Raw genomic sequence first — 18,103 nt, 5'->3', positions numbered from 1 at the left:
ACTGAGTCGCACCCGGTCTGCTTGCCATGGGGCTATTCTGCGATCTTGCTCTGGTTGTAGCTGGTGGAGCGTTGCTGGCCGCTGAGCTCGGCAATCGCATCCATGATCCGGTCCGTGACTTCCCTACGGGCGGGGAGGGAATGGTCGGGCCCGGTCTTGTCGAAGTACAGCGGCTCCCCCACTTTCATGGTGAAGTGCTGTGGCCTGACTCCCTTTTCGCCGGCACGCTGGAGCTTCTCGGTGCCGATCAGGCCCACAGGAATCACCGGCGCCCCGGTGGTGAGCGCCAGCCAGCCGACGCCGGTGCGTCCCCGGTAGAGGATGCCGTCACGGGAACGGGTTCCCTCCGGGTAGATCCCGATGCCGCGGCCTGCCTCAAGGATGTCCAGGAGCGTTTTGAGCGCCTGGACACTGGCGGCCTGTTCGCCGCGCTCTACCGGGATGGAGCCCACGGATTCGAAGAAGGCCTTCATGACCTTGCCCTTGACGCCGCCGGTGGTGAAATATTCGGCTTTGGCAAAAAACGCGACCGGCCTGGGCATGAGTGCCTGCACAATCACGCTGTCGAAGAAGGACAGGTGGTTGGGAGCCACGATGAAGGGGCCGTCGGAGGGGACGTTTTCCAGGCCGACGACGGTGGGCCGGCAGGTGCCGGAAATCAGGTTGCGTGTGGTCCAGCGGACGGCATCAAACATTTCCATCGTGGCTCACCCCGCTCATTGCCGCAGCGTGGAGAGCCTGCAGCCGCTCGATGACCGCCACCAGTTCCCCGTGGGTGCTGACGACGGCCACAGAGCCGGCATCTTCCAGTTCACCGTCCGGGGCGAACCCCCAGGCGACACCGATGCAGTCCAGTCCGTTGGCGATCGCGCCGGACACATCCTGCGCGCGGTCCCCCACCATGATGGCGTGTCGCGTGTCCAGGTCCCGCAGGGCCGCGGCGATGATCTGGGTCTTGCCCAGCGGGACGCCTTCCACTGCCGCTTCATCATCGGCGGAACCGTGGATGCCGTGGAAGAGGGCGTCGATGCCATGGTGTGCCAGCACTTTATGCGCCAGCCGCTGGGGCTTTTGGGTGGCTACTGCCACGGGCTGTCCCGCTGCGGCGAAGGATTCAAGGATGTCGCGGATGCCCGGGTACAGCCGGCTTTGGGCTATCCCCGTGGACACATAGTGTTCGCGGTACCGGCGGACCACCTCTTCCAGGCGGTCCGCCGGCACCTTTGCCACGTTGAGCAGGGAATCGCTCAGCTTGGGGCCGATCATCGCATCAAGCAGGTCCTGGCCGGGAACCGGGAGTCCCAGTCCGCGGAGGGCTGAGGCAATCCCCTCGGTTATTCCACCTGCAGGGTCGACAAGAGTGCCGTCCAGGTCAAAGATCACGGGCACTGTTGTTGAAGTCACCGGGTTAGTTTCTCACGACAGCAGGAGTGCCTGAAACTCGCATTCCCGCGGAGGAATACTTCGCAGGAATTTCCCCCACTCAGCCAAGTATTTCGGCGAGGAACTTCCCCGTGTGGCTGGTGGTGGACTTTGCCACCTGCTCCGGGGTTCCGGCGGCGACAACCTGGCCGCCGCCCGAACCGCCGTCGGGCCCGAGGTCAACCAGCCAGTCGGCACTCTTGATGACGTCGAGGTTGTGCTCGATGGTGATCACCGTATTGCCCTTGTCTACCAGCCCCTGCAGGACCATGAGCAGCTTGCGGATGTCCTCGAAGTGCAGGCCCGTGGTGGGCTCGTCCAGGACATAGATGCTGCGTCCGTTGGACCGCTTCTGGAGTTCCGCCGCGAGCTTGACGCGCTGGGCTTCACCGCCGGAGAGGGTGGTTGCAGGCTGTCCCAGGCGGACATATCCGAGTCCCACGTCAACCAGGGTGTTCAGGTGCCGTGCGATGGGTGAGAACGCCGCGAAGAACTCGGCGCCCTCTTCGATGGGCATGTTGAGGACGTCGGCGATGGTCTTGCCCTTGTAGTGCACCTCAAGGGTCTCCCGGTTGTAGCGGGCACCGTGGCACACCTCGCAGGGGACGTAGACGTCAGGCAGGAAGTTCATTTCGATCTTCAGCGTGCCGTCGCCGGAGCATGCCTCGCAGCGGCCGCCTTTGACGTTGAACGAGAAGCGGCCGGGAAGGTAGCCGCGGACCTTGGCCTCTGTGGTCTCGGCGAAAAGCTTGCGGATGTTGTCGAAGACCCCCGTGTAGGTGGCCGGGTTGGAGCGGGGGGTCCGGCCGATGGGGCTCTGGTCCACATGGACCACCTTGTCCAGGTGCTCCAGGCCCTGTACCGTCTTGTGCCGCCCGGCCACCTGCTTGGCGCCGTTGAGCTTGTTCGCCAGCACCTTGTAGAGGATTTCGTTGACGAGTGTCGACTTGCCCGAACCACTCACGCCGGTCACCGCGGTGAAGAGCCCCAGCGGGAAGGCGGCGTCGACGTTCACGAGGTTGTTCTCCCGCGCCCCAACCACTTTGATCTCGCGCTTCTTGTCGTACTTGCGGCGCTTCTTGGGCACCTCGATGGCCTTGCGGCCGGACAGGTAGTCGCCGGTCAGCGATTCCCTGTTGTCCAGCAGTTCCTTGTACGTCCCCGAGTGGACCACCTGCCCGCCGTGCTCGCCGGCACCGGGCCCGATGTCCACGATCCAGTCGGCCACGTGGATGGTGTCCTCGTCGTGCTCGACCACGATAAGGGTGTTGCCCATGTCGCGGAGCCGGGTGAGGGTTTCAATGAGCCGGCGGTTGTCGCGCTGGTGCAGGCCAATGGAGGGTTCGTCGAGGACGTAGAGGACGCCCACCAGGCCGGAACCGATCTGGGTGGCAAGCCGGATACGCTGGGCTTCACCGCCGGAAAGGGTGGCGGAGGGGCGCTCAAGGTTGAGGTATTCAAGGCCCACGTCCAGCAGGAAGGTCAGGCGGGCCTGGATCTCCTTGAGGACCTGGTGGGCGATCTGTGCTTCACGCCCGGTCAGGACCAGGTTGTTCAGGAACTCTGCGCAGTCCCGCATTGGCAGGGCCGCAACCTCGGCGATGGACTTGCCGTTGATCAGCACCGACAGGGATGCCGGGTTGAGCCGCGCGCCGTTGCAGGCGGGGCAGGGAACCTGCCGCATGTATTCCTCGTAGCGGTCGCGGGCCCAGTCGGAATCAGTCTCGCCATGCTTGCGGTGGACGTACTGGATGGCACCTTCAAAACCCGTGCTGTATTTGCGTTCGCGGCCGAAGCGGTTGCGGTACTGCACCACTACCTTGTGGTCCTTGCCGTGCAGGATGGTCTGGCGCACGTCCTTGCCCAGCTTCTCCCATGGCGTGGTCATGGAGAAGCCGATTTCCTTTGCCAGGCCTTCGAGGAGCCGGTTCCAGTATTCGGTGGTGGCGGTGCCCATGGACCAGGGGGCGATGGCGCCCTCCGACAGGGACAGTTCCGGGTTGGGAACGATGAGTTCCTCGTCCACCTCGAGGCGGGTGCCGATGCCGCTGCAGGCGGCGCAGGCGCCGAAGGGGTTGTTGAACGAGAAGGACCGGGGCTCGATTTCGTCGATGGCGAGCGGGTGCTCGTTGGGGCATGCGAGGTTCTCGGAGAACGCCCGGATCCTTCCGGGGTCGTCGGCCTCAAGGTCGACGAACTCCGCCAGTACCCGGCCCTCGGCCAGTCCCAGGGCTGTCTCGATGGAATCGGTGAGCCGCTGGCTGATGCCTTCCTTGACCACCAGGCGGTCCACCACCACTTCGATGGTGTGCTTGAACTGCTTGCCCAGCTTGGGGGGATCGCTCAACTGGACCAGGTTGCCGTCCACCCGCGCCCTGGAGTATCCCTTTGCGCTGAGTTCCTTGAAGAGGTCAACGAACTCGCCCTTGCGTCCGCGCACCACCGGCGCCAGGACCTGGAAGCGCGTGCCCTCGTCGAGTTCAAGGAGCTGGTCCACAATCTGCTGCGGCGTCTGCTTGGACACTGGTTCGCCACAGACGGGGCAGTGCGGCCTGCCGACACGGGCCCACAGCAGGCGCATGTAGTCGTAGATCTCGGTAATGGTGCCTACGGTGGACCGCGGGTTTTTGCTGGTGGATTTCTGGTCGATGGAGACCGCCGGGGAGAGGCCCTCGATGAAGTCGACGTCGGGCTTGTCCACCTGGCCAAGGAACTGCCGTGCATAGGCGGACAGCGATTCGACATACCGGCGCTGGCCTTCGGCGAAGATCGTGTCGAACGCGAGCGAGGACTTGCCGGATCCGGACAGGCCCGTGAAGACGATCATGGCATCACGCGGCAGGTCGAGGTCCACGTTGCGCAGGTTGTGCTCCCGCGCGCCCTTCACCACAAGGCGGGAGAGGTCCGGGCGCTGCGGTGCGGCAGCGGAGGGGACAGCGGGGGAAGCGGAGGGGGCAGGGGTTTCTTCAGCTACGGCTTTAGGCACCCCATTATGCTAATCGAAAACTTTTTCGAACACTTACGGTTCCGCCGTCAGGGAACATCGTAGGCGGCCGCCAGGATCTTCACTGCCTCGGCGAAACTGGCACCTTGGGATTTGGCGACGGCGGCGTAGGCGGAAGCCGCGGCGGACAGGCCTCCCAGCCGCTCATCCCGTGCGGCAATCACCGTCCCGTTGCGGCCGCGGGTGGTAACGATGCCGGCAGCTTCCAGTTCCTTGTACGCCCTGGCCACGGTGTGCGGGGCGACATCGAGCTTCTCCGCAAGGGCCCGCACGGCAGGCAGCCTGGTGCCCGGTGCCAGCGCCCCGCTGTCCGCCAGGTGGATGACCTGGAGCCGCAGCTGCTCAAACAGCGCAACGCTGCTGGCGGGGTTGGGCCGCCAGGATCCGGGGAAGCCGGCATCTGCGCTCACAGGCCGCCCTCCAGAACGCCGGCGCGGCCGTCGCGTTCGGCGAACTGCGCGTTGTACAGCGTGGCGTAGTAGCTGTTGGCGGCAAGGAGGCTTCCATGCATGCCCTGCTCGACGATGCGTCCGTGGTCCATGACGAGAATTAGATCAGCGTTCCGGATGGTGGACAAACGGTGGGCAATCACGAAACTGGTCCGTCCCTGGCGTAGCCGCTGCATCGCCTGCCTGATGAGCAGCTCCGTCCTGGAATCCACGGAGCTGGTGGCTTCATCCAGGACCAGCACGCTGCGCCCGGCAAGCTGGGCCCTGGCGATGGTGATGAGCTGGCGCTGCCCCTGGCTGAGCGGCTCCCCGCCGTTCTCCAGCAGTGTTCCGTAGCCGTGCGGCAGGGACCTGATGAAACGGTCCGCGTAGGTGGCTTCGGCGGCGGCAACGATGGCAGCATCCGTGGCACCGGGCAGGCCATAGGCAATGTTTTCCCTGATAGTCCCCGCAAAGAGCCAGGAATCCTGAAGCACGACGCCGAACCGGGCCCGCAGCTGGTCGCGGGGAATGCCCGAGATGTCCCTTCCGCCCATGGTGATCCGCCCCGAGGAAGGTTCCAGGAACCGCATAAGCAGGTTCACCACAGTGCTCTTGCCCGCGCCGGTGTGTCCCACGATGGCCACTGCCTGGCCGGGCTCCACCATGAAGGTGAGGTTGCGGACCGCCGGCACGGAGCCCGGATAGCCGAACGTGACGTCATGAAAGGCTATGCGGCCCGCTGCAGCACCGCCGGTTGCCTTGCCCGGGGGCTCCTGCGGGTCTTCGCCGGCGTCCAGGAGCACGAAAACCCGTGCTGCGGATGCGGCGCAGGACTGCATCACGTTCAGCAGCCCGCCGATCTGTCCCACCGGCTGGGTGAACAACCGGCTGAACTGAATGAATGCCTGGACGCCGCCAATGGTCATGGTTCCGGCGATGACCTGCAGCGCCCCCACCACGGCAACAACAATGTAGTTAAGGTTGGACATCAGCACCATCAGTGGCTGGACCACACCGGCTGAGTATTGGGCTTTGGCGGCTGCCCGGGCAAGGCGGCCGTTGCTGCGCCTGAACACCTCCGCCGCCTCTGCCTGCCGGCCAAAAGCTTTGATGACTTCATGCCCGCTGATGAATTCCTCCACGTATGCGTTGAGCTCGCCCGTTTCCTTCCACTGCCTGGCGAAATGCTCCTGGGACCGCCTGGCCACCAGGACGGTGATCCAGGTGGAAACCGGAACGCTGGCAATGGCAATGGCCGCCAGCAACGGCGAGATCCACAGCATCATGGCCAGGGAACCGCACAGCATCAGAACCGACACGATGAGCTGGGTCAGGACCTGGTTCAGGGCCTGCGCAATGTTGTCGATGTCATTGGTGGCCCTGCTCAGGACGTCACCACGGGAGCGTTGCCGGAAATAGGTCGAAGGGAGGCGGTGCAGCTTGTCCTCGACCGCTGCACGCAGGCCGTACATGAGTCCCTGCACTGCGCGTGCGGTCAGCGCACCCTGGATCCAGTTAAACAGGGAGGCAAAGACGTACATGACGGCCACGGCGCCGAGCAGGATTCCGAGGCGCTGGTCAAGGCTTCCCTGGAAGATGCCATCCACCACCACGTCAGTGGCATCGCCCAGGTACTTCGGGGCGGCAACGTTGAGTCCTGCGAAGGCGCAGGTTGCCGCCACCGCACCCATCATCTGCAGCCGGAAGGGGCGCAGCAGGCCAAGGAGCCTGCCAGCCGTCGGCCAGAAACTGTGCGCCGTCTCCCCGGCTTCTTCCACCGCCGTCACGGCGTGCCGTCCAGCGCGAGCTGGGATTCGGCGATTTCCCGGTAGGTGGCGGACGTTTCCAGCAGCTCCTGGTGCGTTCCCTGCGCAACCAGCCGGCCGTCGTCGAGCACCAGGATGCGGTCCGCGTCCTCCACGGCGGAAAGGCGCTCGGCAACAATGATGACCGTTGCGCCGGCGAGCGCCTGGTCCAGGGCCTGCCGCAGCCTTGTATCGGTGTCGTAGTCCAGTGCGGAGAAGCTGTCGTCAAAGAGGTACAGGGGCGCCTTGCGCAACAGGGCCCTGGCGATGCAGAGCCGCTGCCGCTGCCCGCCAGAGAGGCTGGCACCGCCCTGGCCAACGGGGGTTGCGAGCCCAAGCGGGAGGTCGCGCATGAACCGCATGGTCTGGGCCGCCTCCAGGACGGCCCAGAGTTCCTCATCCGTGGCGTCAGGAGCCGCCATCCTCAGGTTGTCTGCGATGGTTCCGGTAAACAGGTGGGAGTGCTGGGGCACGATGGCCATGGCAGCGCGGAGTTGGTCCAGGGGCAGGTCCCGGATGTCGTGGCCGGCCAGGGTGATGCTGCCTTTGGTCGCCTCGAGGAAACGTGGAATCAGGTTCAGCAGCGTGGTCTTGCCGCTTCCGGTAGCGCCAACGATTGCGGTGGTGGTGCCGGGAGCCGCGGTGAAGGTGATATCCGCCAACACGGGCGCTTCTGCTCCCGGATAGGAGAAGGCAACACCTTGGAACGCCAGCGTTGCCGGCTGCTTTGGCAGGCCGGTCCCGGGCTGCACCGGCGCGGCCGTGCTGTGGCCGGCCGGATTGGGGACTGACGGCTCGGTCTCCAGGACCGCCTGGATGCGTTCGGCGCAGACTGCGGCACGCGGCGCCGTCATCAGGACGTACATGGACATCATGATCGCCAGCAGGATCTGCATGATGTAGGCAATGAACGCCGTCAGTGCGCCAAGGTTCATCAGCCCAGCCTGGATCCGGTGCCCGCCGAACCATACGACGGCAACAGAGCTGGTATTGACCACCAGCATGATCATGGGCAGCATCCCCGCCACCAGGAGCGCAGACTGCAGGTTGTTGGCGGTCAATCCCGCGTTGGTCTCCGCGAACCGCCGGACCTCATGGCCCTGGCGGACAAAGGCGCGGATGACGTCCACACCGATGATCTGCTCGCGCAGGATCCCACCCGACCGGTCCAGCAGGTCCTGGCCCTCACGGTAGAGCGGAATCAGGCGCCGGACGATCAGGTACATGATCAGCAAGAGCAGGGGCACAATGACGATTACCACCAGGGACAACACCACATCCTGCTGCACGGCAAGGACGATGCCGCCGATGCCCATGGCAGGCCCGGCAAAGAGCATGGTGAAGACAAGTACAGCGAAAGCCTGGATCTGCTGGACATCGTTGGTGGCCCGGGTGGTCAGGCTTTGTGTTCCGAACAGGGCCACGTCCTGGGAGGACAGTGACTGGATCCGGGTGAAAACCTCGGCCCGCAGGCGGTGCCCCGTCCGCATGGCCACCACCGCACCAAGGTAGCCCGCCGCAATGGCGGATGCCGCCTGCACTACGGCAATGGCGGCCATGAGCACGCCAAGGCGCGAGATCACCTCCGGTTTGCCCGCAACGATCCCATCGTCGATGATGGCCGCGTTCACCGTGGGAAGCAGCAGGTTTGCCGCTGCCTGGACCAGCTGGAGGAGAACGATCGCCCCAACGTACGCGTATTGACCGGCAAGCTGCCGCCTCATGAGTCCGACCAGCAAAATACCCCCTGTAAATGCCTGGGCCGAGAGGGGGCCGGCGGCTTGACCCCTACACCACAGTCGTCATTGTAAGCCAGATCACTTTCCACTGCTGTCACAGCCTGTGACCGGGCGGAAAACCATCCGGCGGGCGCGGAGTCAGCCCGCTTTGCGGCCCACGGCGAAGATCCGGCGGAACGGGAATATGGTGCCATGGACACCGCCGGGGTAGGCATCCCGCAGGGCGGCCGCGTATTCGGCTTCGAAACGCACGGCGTCGTCATCATCGAGGACGGCCAGGACCGGCCGCAGTGCCGTGCCCCGGACCCATTCCAACACCGGGTCCGGCCCGGGCAGGACCTGCTGGTAGGTGGTTTCCCACGCGTCCGCCGCACAGCCGGCCTCGAGCAGGATCCCCAGGTAGTCCCCCGGTTCCCCCACTGACTCGCCGCCCCGCAGCACCCCGTCCAGCTTCGCCGCCCACCGGTCCGACCCCGCGAGCTCCCGCATGAGCGAGTGCGAGGGGGCATCGAAGTTTCCGGGCACCTGCATGGCGAACCAGGCCCCCGGCCGGAGAACCTCCAGCCATTTCCGCATCATGTCCTGGTGGCCCGGAACCCACTGCAGGGCTGCATTGGTGACCACAACGTCCGTATCCGGAGCCGGCATCCAGTCGGCGATGTCCGCCTGCTCGAACTGAAGGGAGGAACCTTCCTCCACCAGGGGTGCCGCCTTTGCCAGCATTTCCGCGGAGGAATCCACGCCCAGGACCATGGCGCCGGGCCAGCGTTCAGCCAGGGTGGCCGTGAGGTTCCCCGGTCCGCAGCCAAGGTCGGCCACCCGGGCGGGCCCGTCGGCCTGGATCCGGGCTGTGAGATCGAAGAACGGCCGGTTCCGGTAGTCGCCGAACTGGACGTACTTTGCGGGGTCCCATTTCATGAAATTCTCCAGGTTCTGACGCACACACGGGCAAGGCGTAGCCTAACCCCCAACGGACTCCCGATCCGCCCGCAACGTGGCACTAAGGTTGAAGTCAATGAAACTCGTTGACCAGCTGAGCGATCTGTCCGCCCCCGTCCAATCCGCCGCCGTGGACCCCGACGCCCTTTACACCCGGTTTGTGGAGTGGACGGAAAGCCGCGGCCTGTCGCTCTACCCGGCGCAGGACGAGGCCATCATGGAGCTGGCAACGGGGGCGAACGTCATTCTGGCCACACCCACCGGGTCCGGGAAATCCCTGGTGGCCATTGCGGCGCACTTCCAGGCAATGGCCCAAGGCCGGCGAAGCTACTACACAGCTCCGATCAAAGCCCTGGTGTCCGAAAAATTCTTCGCGCTCTGTGAGATCTTCGGCGCAGAGAACGTCGGCATGATCACCGGTGACTCCGGGGTGAACCAGGATGCCCCCATCATCTGCTGCACCGCAGAGATCCTGGCCAACATCGCGCTGCGCGAAGGTTCGGCAGCCGAACTCGGCGCCGTGATCATGGACGAGTTCCACTTCTACTCCGACCCGCAGCGGGGCTGGGCCTGGCAGGTCCCCCTGCTGGAGCTTCCACAGGCGCAGTTCCTGCTGATGTCCGCCACCCTGGGCGATGTCACCCGGTTTGAAACGGGGCTCACAGACCTGACCGGCCGCGCCACCACCACCGTCAGCTCCGCCGAACGGCCCATTCCGCTGCACTACTACTACCACCAGACTCCCGTCCACGAGACGCTGGAGGAGTTGTTGTCCACCCGGCAGGTGCCCGTCTACGTGGTGCATTTCAGCCAGCTCGAAGCCATCGACCGCGCCCAGAACCTGATGAGCATCAACGTCTGTACCCGGGAGGAAAAGGACAAGATCGCGGAGCTGATTGCCAACTTCCGCTTCGCTGCCGGGTTCGGGAAGACGCTGAACCGGCTGGTGCGCCACGGGATCGGCGTGCACCACGCGGGAATGCTGCCCAAGTACCGCCGGCTGGTGGAGCAGCTGGCGCAGGCGGGGCTGCTGAAGGTTATCTGCGGCACGGACACGCTGGGGGTTGGCATCAACGTCCCCATCCGCACTGTGCTGCTCACGGCGTTGAGCAAGTACGACGGCGTCCGCACCCGCCTGCTCAACTCACGCGAATTCCACCAGATTGCGGGCCGGGCCGGGCGGGCGGGCTACGACACCGCCGGGACCGTGGTGGTTCAGGCACCCGAGCATGTGATCGAGAACGTCAAGGCGATGGCCAAGGCCACCGCCAAGTTCGGGGACGATCAAAAGAAGCTGCGCCAGGTGGTGAAGAAGAAGCCGCCCGAGGGTTTTGTTTCCTGGGGAGAGCCGACATTCAAGCGACTGGTGGAATCGGTGCCGGACCCGTTGACGTCCAGCTTCACGGTGACGCACGCCATGCTGATGAATCTGATGGAACGGCCGGGCGACCCGTTCGCGGCGGCCCGGCGGCTGCTCACCGAAAACCACGAGCCGCGTTCCTCCCAGCTGCGGCTGATGAAGAAGGCCCTGGGCATTTACCGGGAACTGCTGGCCGCCGAGGTCATCGAACGGATCCCGCCGGAGGAACAGGGCGCCGATGGCCGCTCCGTCCGGCTGACCGTCCACCTGCAGCCGAACTTCGCCCTGAACCAGCCGCTCTCCCCCTTCGCACTTGCCGCACTGGAACTCCTTGACCCGGAGTCGCCGTCGTACGCCCTGGACGTGGTCTCCGTGATCGAGGCGACCCTGGAGAAACCGCGGCAGATCCTGTCCGCCCAGCAGAAGAAGGCGCGCGGCGAGGCGGTAGCGGCCATGAAGGCCGACGGCATCGACTACGACCAGCGGATGGCCATGCTGGACGAGGTCACCTACCCCCAGCCGCTCGCCGAGATCCTGGGCGAAGCGTTCGAGGTGTACCGGAAGGCCGCGCCGTGGGTGGGAGACTTCGAGCTGGCACCCAAGTCGGTGGTCCGGGACATGTACGAGCGGGCCATGAACTTTGGTGAATTCGTCCAGTTCTACGGCCTGGCCCGGTCCGAAGGAATCGTGCTGCGGTACCTGGCCGATGCCTTCAAGGCGCTGCGACAGACAGTTCCGCAGGACATGCTCCGCGAGGACCTGGCGGACCTGACGGCCTGGCTGGGTGAGCTGGTGCGGCAGGTGGACTCCAGCCTCCTGGACGAATGGGAGGAACTGGCATCCGGGGCGGCGCCGACGCCGCACGACGCACCGCCGCCTCCACCGCCGTCGCTCACCTCCAATATCCGCGCGTTCCGGGTGATGGTACGCAACGAGATGTTCCGGCGCGTGGAACTTTTCGCGGATGAGGACGCCGCCGCGCTGGGAGAGCTCGACGCCGGTTCCGGCTGGGGTGCAGAACGCTGGGAAGACGCGTTGGACGACTACTTCGACGAACACGATGACATTGGGACAGGGCCGGATGCCCGCGGGCCGGGCCTGCTTATCATCACCGAAGAACCCGGCACCTGGAAGGTCCGCCAGATTTTCGACGACCCGGCGGCCAACCATGACTGGGGCATCTCGGCGGAGGTGGATCTTGCCGCGTCCGATGCCACCGGAACAGCGGTGGTCAGGGTGACGGACGTCAACCGGCTCTGACGCCGGCGGTAAGCTCGAACAATGAGTGTAATCCGCCCCGCAACCCCTTATGACGTGCCCGCCATCCTCCGAATGATCCATGAACTGGCCCATTACGAGAAGGAACCCGATGCCGTCCGGAACACCCCCGAACGGCTGGAGCAGGTGCTCTTCGGCGGGAACCCCCGCGTCTTCGCGGCCATGGCCGAGAACGCGGCGGGCGAGGTGCAGGGCTTCGCACTGTGGTTCCTGAACTACTCCACCTGGGAGGGCGTGCACGGGATCTACCTCGAAGACCTGTACGTCAGTCCTGAAGCCCGCGGCGAAGGACACGGCAAGGCCCTGCTCCAGCACCTTGCAGCCATCGCCGTCGAAAACGGCTACGCACGGGTGGAATGGAGCGTGCTGGACTGGAACGAGCCTTCCATCAATTTCTACCGCCGCCTCGGAGCCCGTCCCATGGAGGGCTGGTCCACCTTCAGGCTGACTGGAGAAGCGCTGGACCAGTTCGGCCGGGCACCGTCCCGCACGTCCCTTCCCGCTTCCTCCCGTGGCTGACGCGCGGCAGGGCCAGGCCATCGCGGCCGGGCATGAGATCAGGGCCCGGCATGAGTTCCGTGGCATGCGCACCGTGGAGCACTACTTCACGGTCCCCCTGGACCATTTCGCTTCAATGGACGGCTCCGCGGAAACCATCACCGTTTTTGCCCGGGAGTATGTCTCAGCCGCGCACAGCGAGGAGGCCGCGTCGCAGCTGCCGTGGCTCCTCTTCCTGCAGGGCGGCCCCGGCGGCCGCGGCAACAGATGGGGTTCCCTGGGCGGATGGGGCAAGGCCGCAGCACAGGACTTCCGCATCCTGATGCTTGACCAGCGCGGCACCGGGCTCTCCACACCCCTTGACCGGACCACCCTGCCCGCCCGCGGAACCGCAGTGGAGCAGGCCGCCTACCTGCAGCACTTCAGGGCCGACTCGATCGTGGCGGACGCGGAACTGATCCGCCAGGTGCTGGACTCACCGCCCTGGACCATCTACGGCCAGAGCTACGGGGGCTTCTGTGCGCTCACCTACCTGTCCTTCGCACCTGAGGGCCTGCGCGAAGTCCTGATCACGGGCGGGCTTGCCCCGCTCACCGGCAGCGCGGATGACGTGTACCGGGCCACGTACCAGCGGGTGGCTGCCCGCAACGACGAGTACTTCCGCTGGTATCCGGAGGACAGGGAGGTTGTGGAGCGAATCGCCCGCCACCTGCGCTCCACACCGGAATTCCTGCCCGACGGCGGGCCCCTCACCGTGGAGCGGTTCCAGATGGCCGGGGCGTTCCTGGGCGGCAACACACGCGTGGACGGCCTCCACTACCTGCTCGAGGACGCCTTTGTGGAAACCGCCGCCGGACCCCGGCTCTCCGATGCGTTCCTGGAACAGCTCCAAAGCGTGGTTTCCCGCCGCTCCAACCCGCTGTACGCGTTGATGCACGAATCCATCTACGGCCAGGGGGAGGCAACCAATTGGTCCGCCTGGCGGATGCTCGGCGAGAACCCGTGGTTCCGGCCGGACGCCGATCCCCTGCTGCTTACCGGCGAGATGGTCTACCCGTGGTACTTCGAGCAGGACCCCGCCCTCCGGCCGCTGCGGGACGTGGCGGAACTGCTGGCCGCCAAGCAGGACTGGACGCCGCTGTACAGCGCTGGGGCATTGGCCGCGAACACAGTTCCCGTGGCAGCGGCGGTGTACTCAGACGACATCTACGTGGACCGGGACCTTTCCCTGCGGACTGCAGCAGCGGTGCGCGGGCTGCAGGTCTGGGAGACGGCCGACTTCCATCACGACGGAATCGCCGACGACGGCGAAAGGATCTTCGCGCGCCTGCTGGGCATGGTGCGGTCAGGCGGGCGCTGACTGCCGGTCTGACAGCCGGGTGACGACCGCCGCGGCCAGGACTGCCGCCCCGATGGCTCCGCCCAACAGGTTCAGGCCAAGATAGCCGGCGAAGCCCAGGACCAGCCCGGACAGGGCACCGCCCACGGCACCGGCGGCGCCCATCAGCATGTCGGAGACACCCTGGACCGCCACCCGGGCTTCCTGCCCCACGCTCTCCGCCAGCAGTGTGGAGCCCGAGATCGTCGCCGCGGACCAGCCCATGCCCAGCAGGACCAGCCCCACGGCCACTGCCGCGGTGGAGGACTGGCCGAACCCGGCAACAGCTACGGCCGCGATCAGCACCGCGAAACCAATCATGATGGTCTCCATCCTGCCGGCCCAGTCGGTCAGCCAGCCCATGACCGGGGAGAGCGCAAACATCCCGGCGATGTGCAGCGAGATGGTGAAGCCGATGATGACCAGCACGTCCCCCTCGGCAACATGCCCTGCATGTGGTCCGGGTCCTTCCACCAGGTGCTGGAGGTGCAGCGGCGTCATCGACATCACGCCGACCATCACCGCATGCGCGGCCACGACGCCGGCCACCGCCAGCAGGGCTGTCCGTGAGCCCCGGATGGCGCGCAACCCGCGGCTGAGCGAGCCCCGGGCAGCCGCCACTGCGGGCACGGCGTCAGTGGCAGGGGCGGCCCCGGCGGGCGCTCCTCCTGCCGGGGCTCCTCCTGCAAGCGGGAAAACTCCGGCAGCGTTGGCGGCGGCACGTTGACGGGCCAGCAGCAGCGGGTCCGGGCGAAGGCCCGTGAACAGGATCACCGTGGCAATGAGGAGTCCGGCGCCCGAAATCACGAACGGGCCCGCGACCGGCGGCAGCCCCAGCGCTGCTCCCACGGCTGCACCCGGCTGGATCAGGTTGGGCCCGGCCACCGCGCCCACAGTTACCGCCCAGACGACGGTGGACAATGCCCGCCCGCGGTGCTCGGCGGCGGCAAGGTCGACGGCGGCAAACCTTGCCTGCAGGCTGGCGGCCGTGCCCACGCCGATGCCCGCGGATCCCAGGAGCAACAGGACGAAGAGGCCGGAGACAACGGCCAGCACCATCAGCACGGCGCCTGCCAAAGCCGCCGAGAGACCGGCCACCTGCCCGGCCCGGCGTCCACGCCGCTCCGCAAGCGATGCCAGGGGCAGCGCCGCGGCGGAGGCCCCAAGGGTCATGACCGTCGCCACGGCACCGGCCCACGCACTGGAACCGGAAAGCTCTACGGCCAGGATTGAGCCGATGGACACGGTTGATCCAGTCCCGAGTCCACTGAAGACCTGGGCCACGCTCAAAAGCACGACAGTGCGCCGCTGCACGTGGCGCACGTCCTGCTCCATCACAAGGGTGCGGGCCATGTTCAGAGCATAGTCCCGTGGCGGCGGGCGCCACAGGGGTTTTGGTCCGCTTCCTCCAGGAGGGGTTTAAGAGGCAGGATCCCGGCCGCGCAGGCGGCCGGGATCCCCCGGATTGAATGAGTGGGCGGGCGCTACTCGGCGTCGCTGTGGCTCTTGCGCGCGTCTTCCTCAAGCCGGGGATCGATCATGGCAACCTGGGCCTTGGAGCTGAGCAGGCTGGCGACCACGGCAATGATGATGGTGCCCACGATCACGGCCAGGGAGACAAAGGTGGGGATCTCCGGAGCCCATTCGATGTGCTGTCCGCCGTTGATGAAGGGCAGTTCGTTGACGTGCATTGCGTGCAGGACAAGCTTGACGCCGATGAACGCGAGGATGAAGGACAGCGCGTGTTTCAGGTAGATCAGCCGGTTCATCAGGCCGCCGAGCAGGAAGTACAGCTGCCGCAGGCCCATCAGGGCGAACAGGTTGGCCGTGAAGACAATGAAGGGGCTCTGGGTCAGGCCGAAGATGGCGGGAATGGAGTCAACCGCGAACAGCAGGTCCGTAAGGCCGATGGTGATGAAGACGATCACCATCGGGGTGAAGACCTTCTTGCCGTTGACCGTTGTACGCAGCTTGCCGCCGTCGAACTTCTCCGACATGGGGATGACCTTGCGGATCTTGGCGATCAGCGGGTTCTCCCGGTCCTCTTCCTCCTCGCCTTCGTCCTGGGCCTGCTTCCAGGCCGTCCACAGCAGGAACGCACCGAAGATGTAGAACACCCAGCTGAACTGTTCGATGACGATGGCGCCGAGCATGATGAAGATGCCGCGCAGGATCAGGGCGATGATGATTCCCACCATCAGCACTTCCTGCTGGTATTTCCGCGGGACCGAGAACCTGGCCATGATGATGATGAATACGAACAGGTTGTCGATGCTGAGGCTGTATTCCGTCACCCAGCCGGCCACGAACTGGCTGCCGAACTCCGGACCGGTGAAAGCAAACATGGCACCGGCGAAGGCCAGGGCCAAGGTGACGTAGAAGGCCACCCACAAACCGGCTTCCTTCATGGACGGTTCGTGCGGCCGCCGGACCACCAGGAGGAGATCGATCAGGAGAATCAGGCCGAGGACGACAAACGAGCCAACCTCGAACCAAACGGGCAAATCAAGCACAGGGCAGCCTTTCGCAGGGTACACAAGAATGGTGTAAGTCTCTCCGGCCAGCCTGTGCACTTGGTGCTGATGTGGCGGCCCGCTACGCCCGGCGGGGCAACTATGCCCTGCGTGTTGACGATCGTAGCGCTTGGGATACTCCCCTACGTGCCTATAACTGTACCCCAGCCAGGTGACGGCGCGCGCCTGGAGGCCCGGCAGACAGCCGACCCGGATCGCTTGGATAACGTTTTCCGCCAAACCGTTGACGCCCGCACAAGCGGTTGAAATAATCTCTTCCGGGTGAGAAAACGCTTTCTCACCCTCCCCGGTGTCCGTCCCAGAAAGTCAAGGTTGGTCAATGAAGACTCCTCATCGCACTGGCATGGTGGTCAAAGCCCTCGCCACCGCCGCCGCGCTGGCCATGCTGGCCAGCGGCTGCTCATCCTCCCCGTCGCCCTCGGGCGACAGCGGAGGAAACGTCACCGTCCGCTTCACCTGGTGGGGGAACGACCTGCGGAACAAACAGACACAACAGGTGATCGATGCATTCCAGGCGTCGCACCCCAACATCAAGATCCAGGCTGAGCCTGGCGTGTGGACCAGCTACTGGGACAAACTGGCCACCACCACGGCGGCCAACGATTCGCCCGACGTGATCCAGATGGACCAGGCCTACATCGCCGAGTATGGTGGCCGCGGCGCACTGCTGGACCTGTCCAAGCAGGAAAACATCGACACGTCCAAAATTGACCAGGACGCCCTCAAATCCGGTCAGGTCAGCGGCAAACAGTACGGCCTGAGCACCGGCCAGAACGCCAAGGCCGTAATGGTCAACACCAAGATGTTCCAGGACTACGGAGTTCCCATCCCGGACGACATGACCTGGACCTGGGACGACTACACAAAGACCGCCGCCCAGATCGCAGCGGCCGCGGGCAAGGCCGGACAGACAAATTACGGCAGTTCCTACTCTCTGACCGACTCCGACCTGAACACCTGGGCCATGCAGCACGGCGAGTCGCTGTACTCGGAAGACGGAGGACTGGGCTTCAAGGAAGACACCGCCACGTCCTTCTTCCAGAACGTGCTGAACCTGCGCAACCAAAGTGCGGCCCCTCCGGCCAACATTGCCACCGAGGACATCAGCGCCCCCGTGGAACAGACCCTGTTCGCCACCGGCAAGACGGCCATGTCCTGGTGGTGGACCAACCAGGTGAATGCCCTCCAGTCAGCATTGAAGACGGACGTAAAGATCCTCCGCGCCCCCAGCTCCACCGGCAGCGCCAAGGAGAACGGCATGTCCTACAAGCCGTCCATGTTCTGGTCAGTATCCTCGCGCAGCAAGCACCCGAAGGAAGCTGCCGAAGTGGTCAACTACATGCTCAACAACCTGGATGCGGCCAAGACCATCCTGACCGAGCGCGGTTTCCCCACCAACTCTGAAGTCCAGACCGCAATTGACCCGCTGCTTACACCCGCGGACAAGGCGGCAGCGGCGTTCCTGAAGGACATCAAGCCGGACCTGAAGAGCGGTCCGCCGGTGCCTCCCACCGGTTCCTCCGGGGTGCAGGCGCTGATCCAGCGGTACAGCACTGATGTCCTGTTCGACCGTAAATCCCCCGCTGAGGCAGCCAAGGGCCTGATGCAGGAAGCAAAGGGAATGATCGATTCGGCCAGGAAGTAAAGGCCGCAGCAGAGTAGGGAATAGCATGACGGCGGGCACCCGGGTGGGTGCCCGCCGTTTTGCCAGGCGG

The 18,103-nt window shown here is 65.3% G+C and carries 13 protein-coding genes; 4 read left to right on the top strand and 9 right to left on the bottom strand.

The window, feature by feature from the left end:
- Positions 1-32: 32 nt before the first annotated feature.
- From FBY33_RS14650 to FBY33_RS14620, 7 genes are all read right to left on the bottom strand, one after another.
- The gene (locus FBY33_RS14650) at positions 33-701 is read right to left on the bottom strand and encodes a lysophospholipid acyltransferase family protein (protein WP_142031189.1); all 669 of its coding nucleotides are present in this window, start codon (positions 699-701) and stop codon (positions 33-35) included.
- Positions 688-1,404 (bottom strand): HAD hydrolase-like protein, encoded by a 717-nt coding sequence (locus tag FBY33_RS14645; RefSeq protein WP_142031188.1) that lies wholly within the window; start codon positions 1,402-1,404, stop codon positions 688-690. Before FBY33_RS14645 ends, FBY33_RS14650 begins: the two co-directional genes overlap by 14 nt.
- Before the next feature lie 79 nt (positions 1,405-1,483).
- Entirely contained in the window at positions 1,484-4,408 is a 2,925-nt protein-coding gene (gene uvrA, locus FBY33_RS14640; RefSeq protein WP_142031187.1) for an excinuclease ABC subunit UvrA, read from the bottom strand.
- Positions 4,409-4,455: 47 nt separating this feature from the next.
- Positions 4,456-4,836 (bottom strand): GntR family transcriptional regulator, encoded by a 381-nt coding sequence (locus tag FBY33_RS14635; protein ID WP_142031186.1) that lies wholly within the window; start codon positions 4,834-4,836, stop codon positions 4,456-4,458.
- The gene (locus FBY33_RS14630; RefSeq protein ID WP_142031185.1) at positions 4,833-6,644 is read right to left on the bottom strand and encodes an ABC transporter ATP-binding protein; all 1,812 of its coding nucleotides are present in this window, start codon (positions 6,642-6,644) and stop codon (positions 4,833-4,835) included. The genes FBY33_RS14635 and FBY33_RS14630 overlap by 4 nt, the downstream gene beginning before the upstream one ends.
- Positions 6,641-8,386 (bottom strand): ABC transporter ATP-binding protein, encoded by a 1,746-nt coding sequence (locus FBY33_RS14625; protein ID WP_235010584.1) that lies wholly within the window; start codon positions 8,384-8,386, stop codon positions 6,641-6,643. The genes FBY33_RS14630 and FBY33_RS14625 overlap by 4 nt, the downstream gene beginning before the upstream one ends.
- A 153-nt stretch (positions 8,387-8,539) precedes the next feature.
- Entirely contained in the window at positions 8,540-9,319 is a 780-nt protein-coding gene (locus tag FBY33_RS14620; RefSeq protein ID WP_142031183.1) for a trans-aconitate 2-methyltransferase, read from the bottom strand.
- A gap of 97 nt (positions 9,320-9,416) precedes the next feature.
- Here FBY33_RS14620 and FBY33_RS14615 point away from each other — a divergent pair, with 97 nt between their 5' ends.
- The 3 genes from FBY33_RS14615 to FBY33_RS14605 all read left to right on the top strand — a co-directional run bounded on the left by FBY33_RS14615 (position 9,417) and on the right by FBY33_RS14605 (position 13,836).
- Complete coding sequence (locus tag FBY33_RS14615) at positions 9,417-11,960, top strand: DEAD/DEAH box helicase (protein WP_142031182.1); 2,544 nt, start codon at positions 9,417-9,419, stop codon at positions 11,958-11,960.
- A 21-nt stretch (positions 11,961-11,981) separates the two neighbouring features.
- Positions 11,982-12,497 (top strand): GNAT family N-acetyltransferase, encoded by a 516-nt coding sequence (locus FBY33_RS14610; RefSeq protein WP_142031181.1) that lies wholly within the window; start codon positions 11,982-11,984, stop codon positions 12,495-12,497.
- Positions 12,498-12,561: 64 nt separating this feature from the next.
- Positions 12,562-13,836 carry an alpha/beta fold hydrolase gene (locus tag FBY33_RS14605; RefSeq protein ID WP_235010659.1) on the top strand — a complete coding sequence of 425 codons (1,275 nt, stop codon included), beginning with the start codon at positions 12,562-12,564 and terminating at the stop codon, positions 13,834-13,836.
- On the opposite strand, the gene FBY33_RS14600 is transcribed toward FBY33_RS14605, so the two are convergent.
- Together FBY33_RS14600 and FBY33_RS14595 are read right to left on the bottom strand one after the other, a co-directional pair.
- Positions 13,822-15,207 (bottom strand): MFS transporter, encoded by a 1,386-nt coding sequence (locus tag FBY33_RS14600; protein WP_142031179.1) that lies wholly within the window; start codon positions 15,205-15,207, stop codon positions 13,822-13,824. The two genes, FBY33_RS14605 and FBY33_RS14600, sit on opposite strands and share 15 nt — an antisense overlap.
- Before the next feature lie 131 nt (positions 15,208-15,338).
- Positions 15,339-16,367, bottom strand: coding sequence for a TerC family protein (locus FBY33_RS14595; protein WP_142031178.1), 1,029 nt, complete (start codon positions 16,365-16,367; stop codon positions 15,339-15,341).
- A gap of 340 nt (positions 16,368-16,707) precedes the next feature.
- Between FBY33_RS14595 and FBY33_RS14590 the strand changes: the two genes are divergently transcribed.
- Positions 16,708-18,033 carry an ABC transporter substrate-binding protein gene (locus FBY33_RS14590; protein WP_235010583.1) on the top strand — a complete coding sequence of 442 codons (1,326 nt, stop codon included), beginning with the start codon at positions 16,708-16,710 and terminating at the stop codon, positions 18,031-18,033.
- Positions 18,034-18,103 lie beyond the last annotated feature (70 nt).

It is taken from the genome of Arthrobacter sp. SLBN-112, assembly GCF_006715225.1.
Taxonomy (GTDB): Bacteria; Actinomycetota; Actinomycetes; order Actinomycetales; family Micrococcaceae; genus Arthrobacter.
Note: the sequence above shows the minus strand (reverse complement) of the source record. Positions and strands in the feature narration are given on the sequence as shown.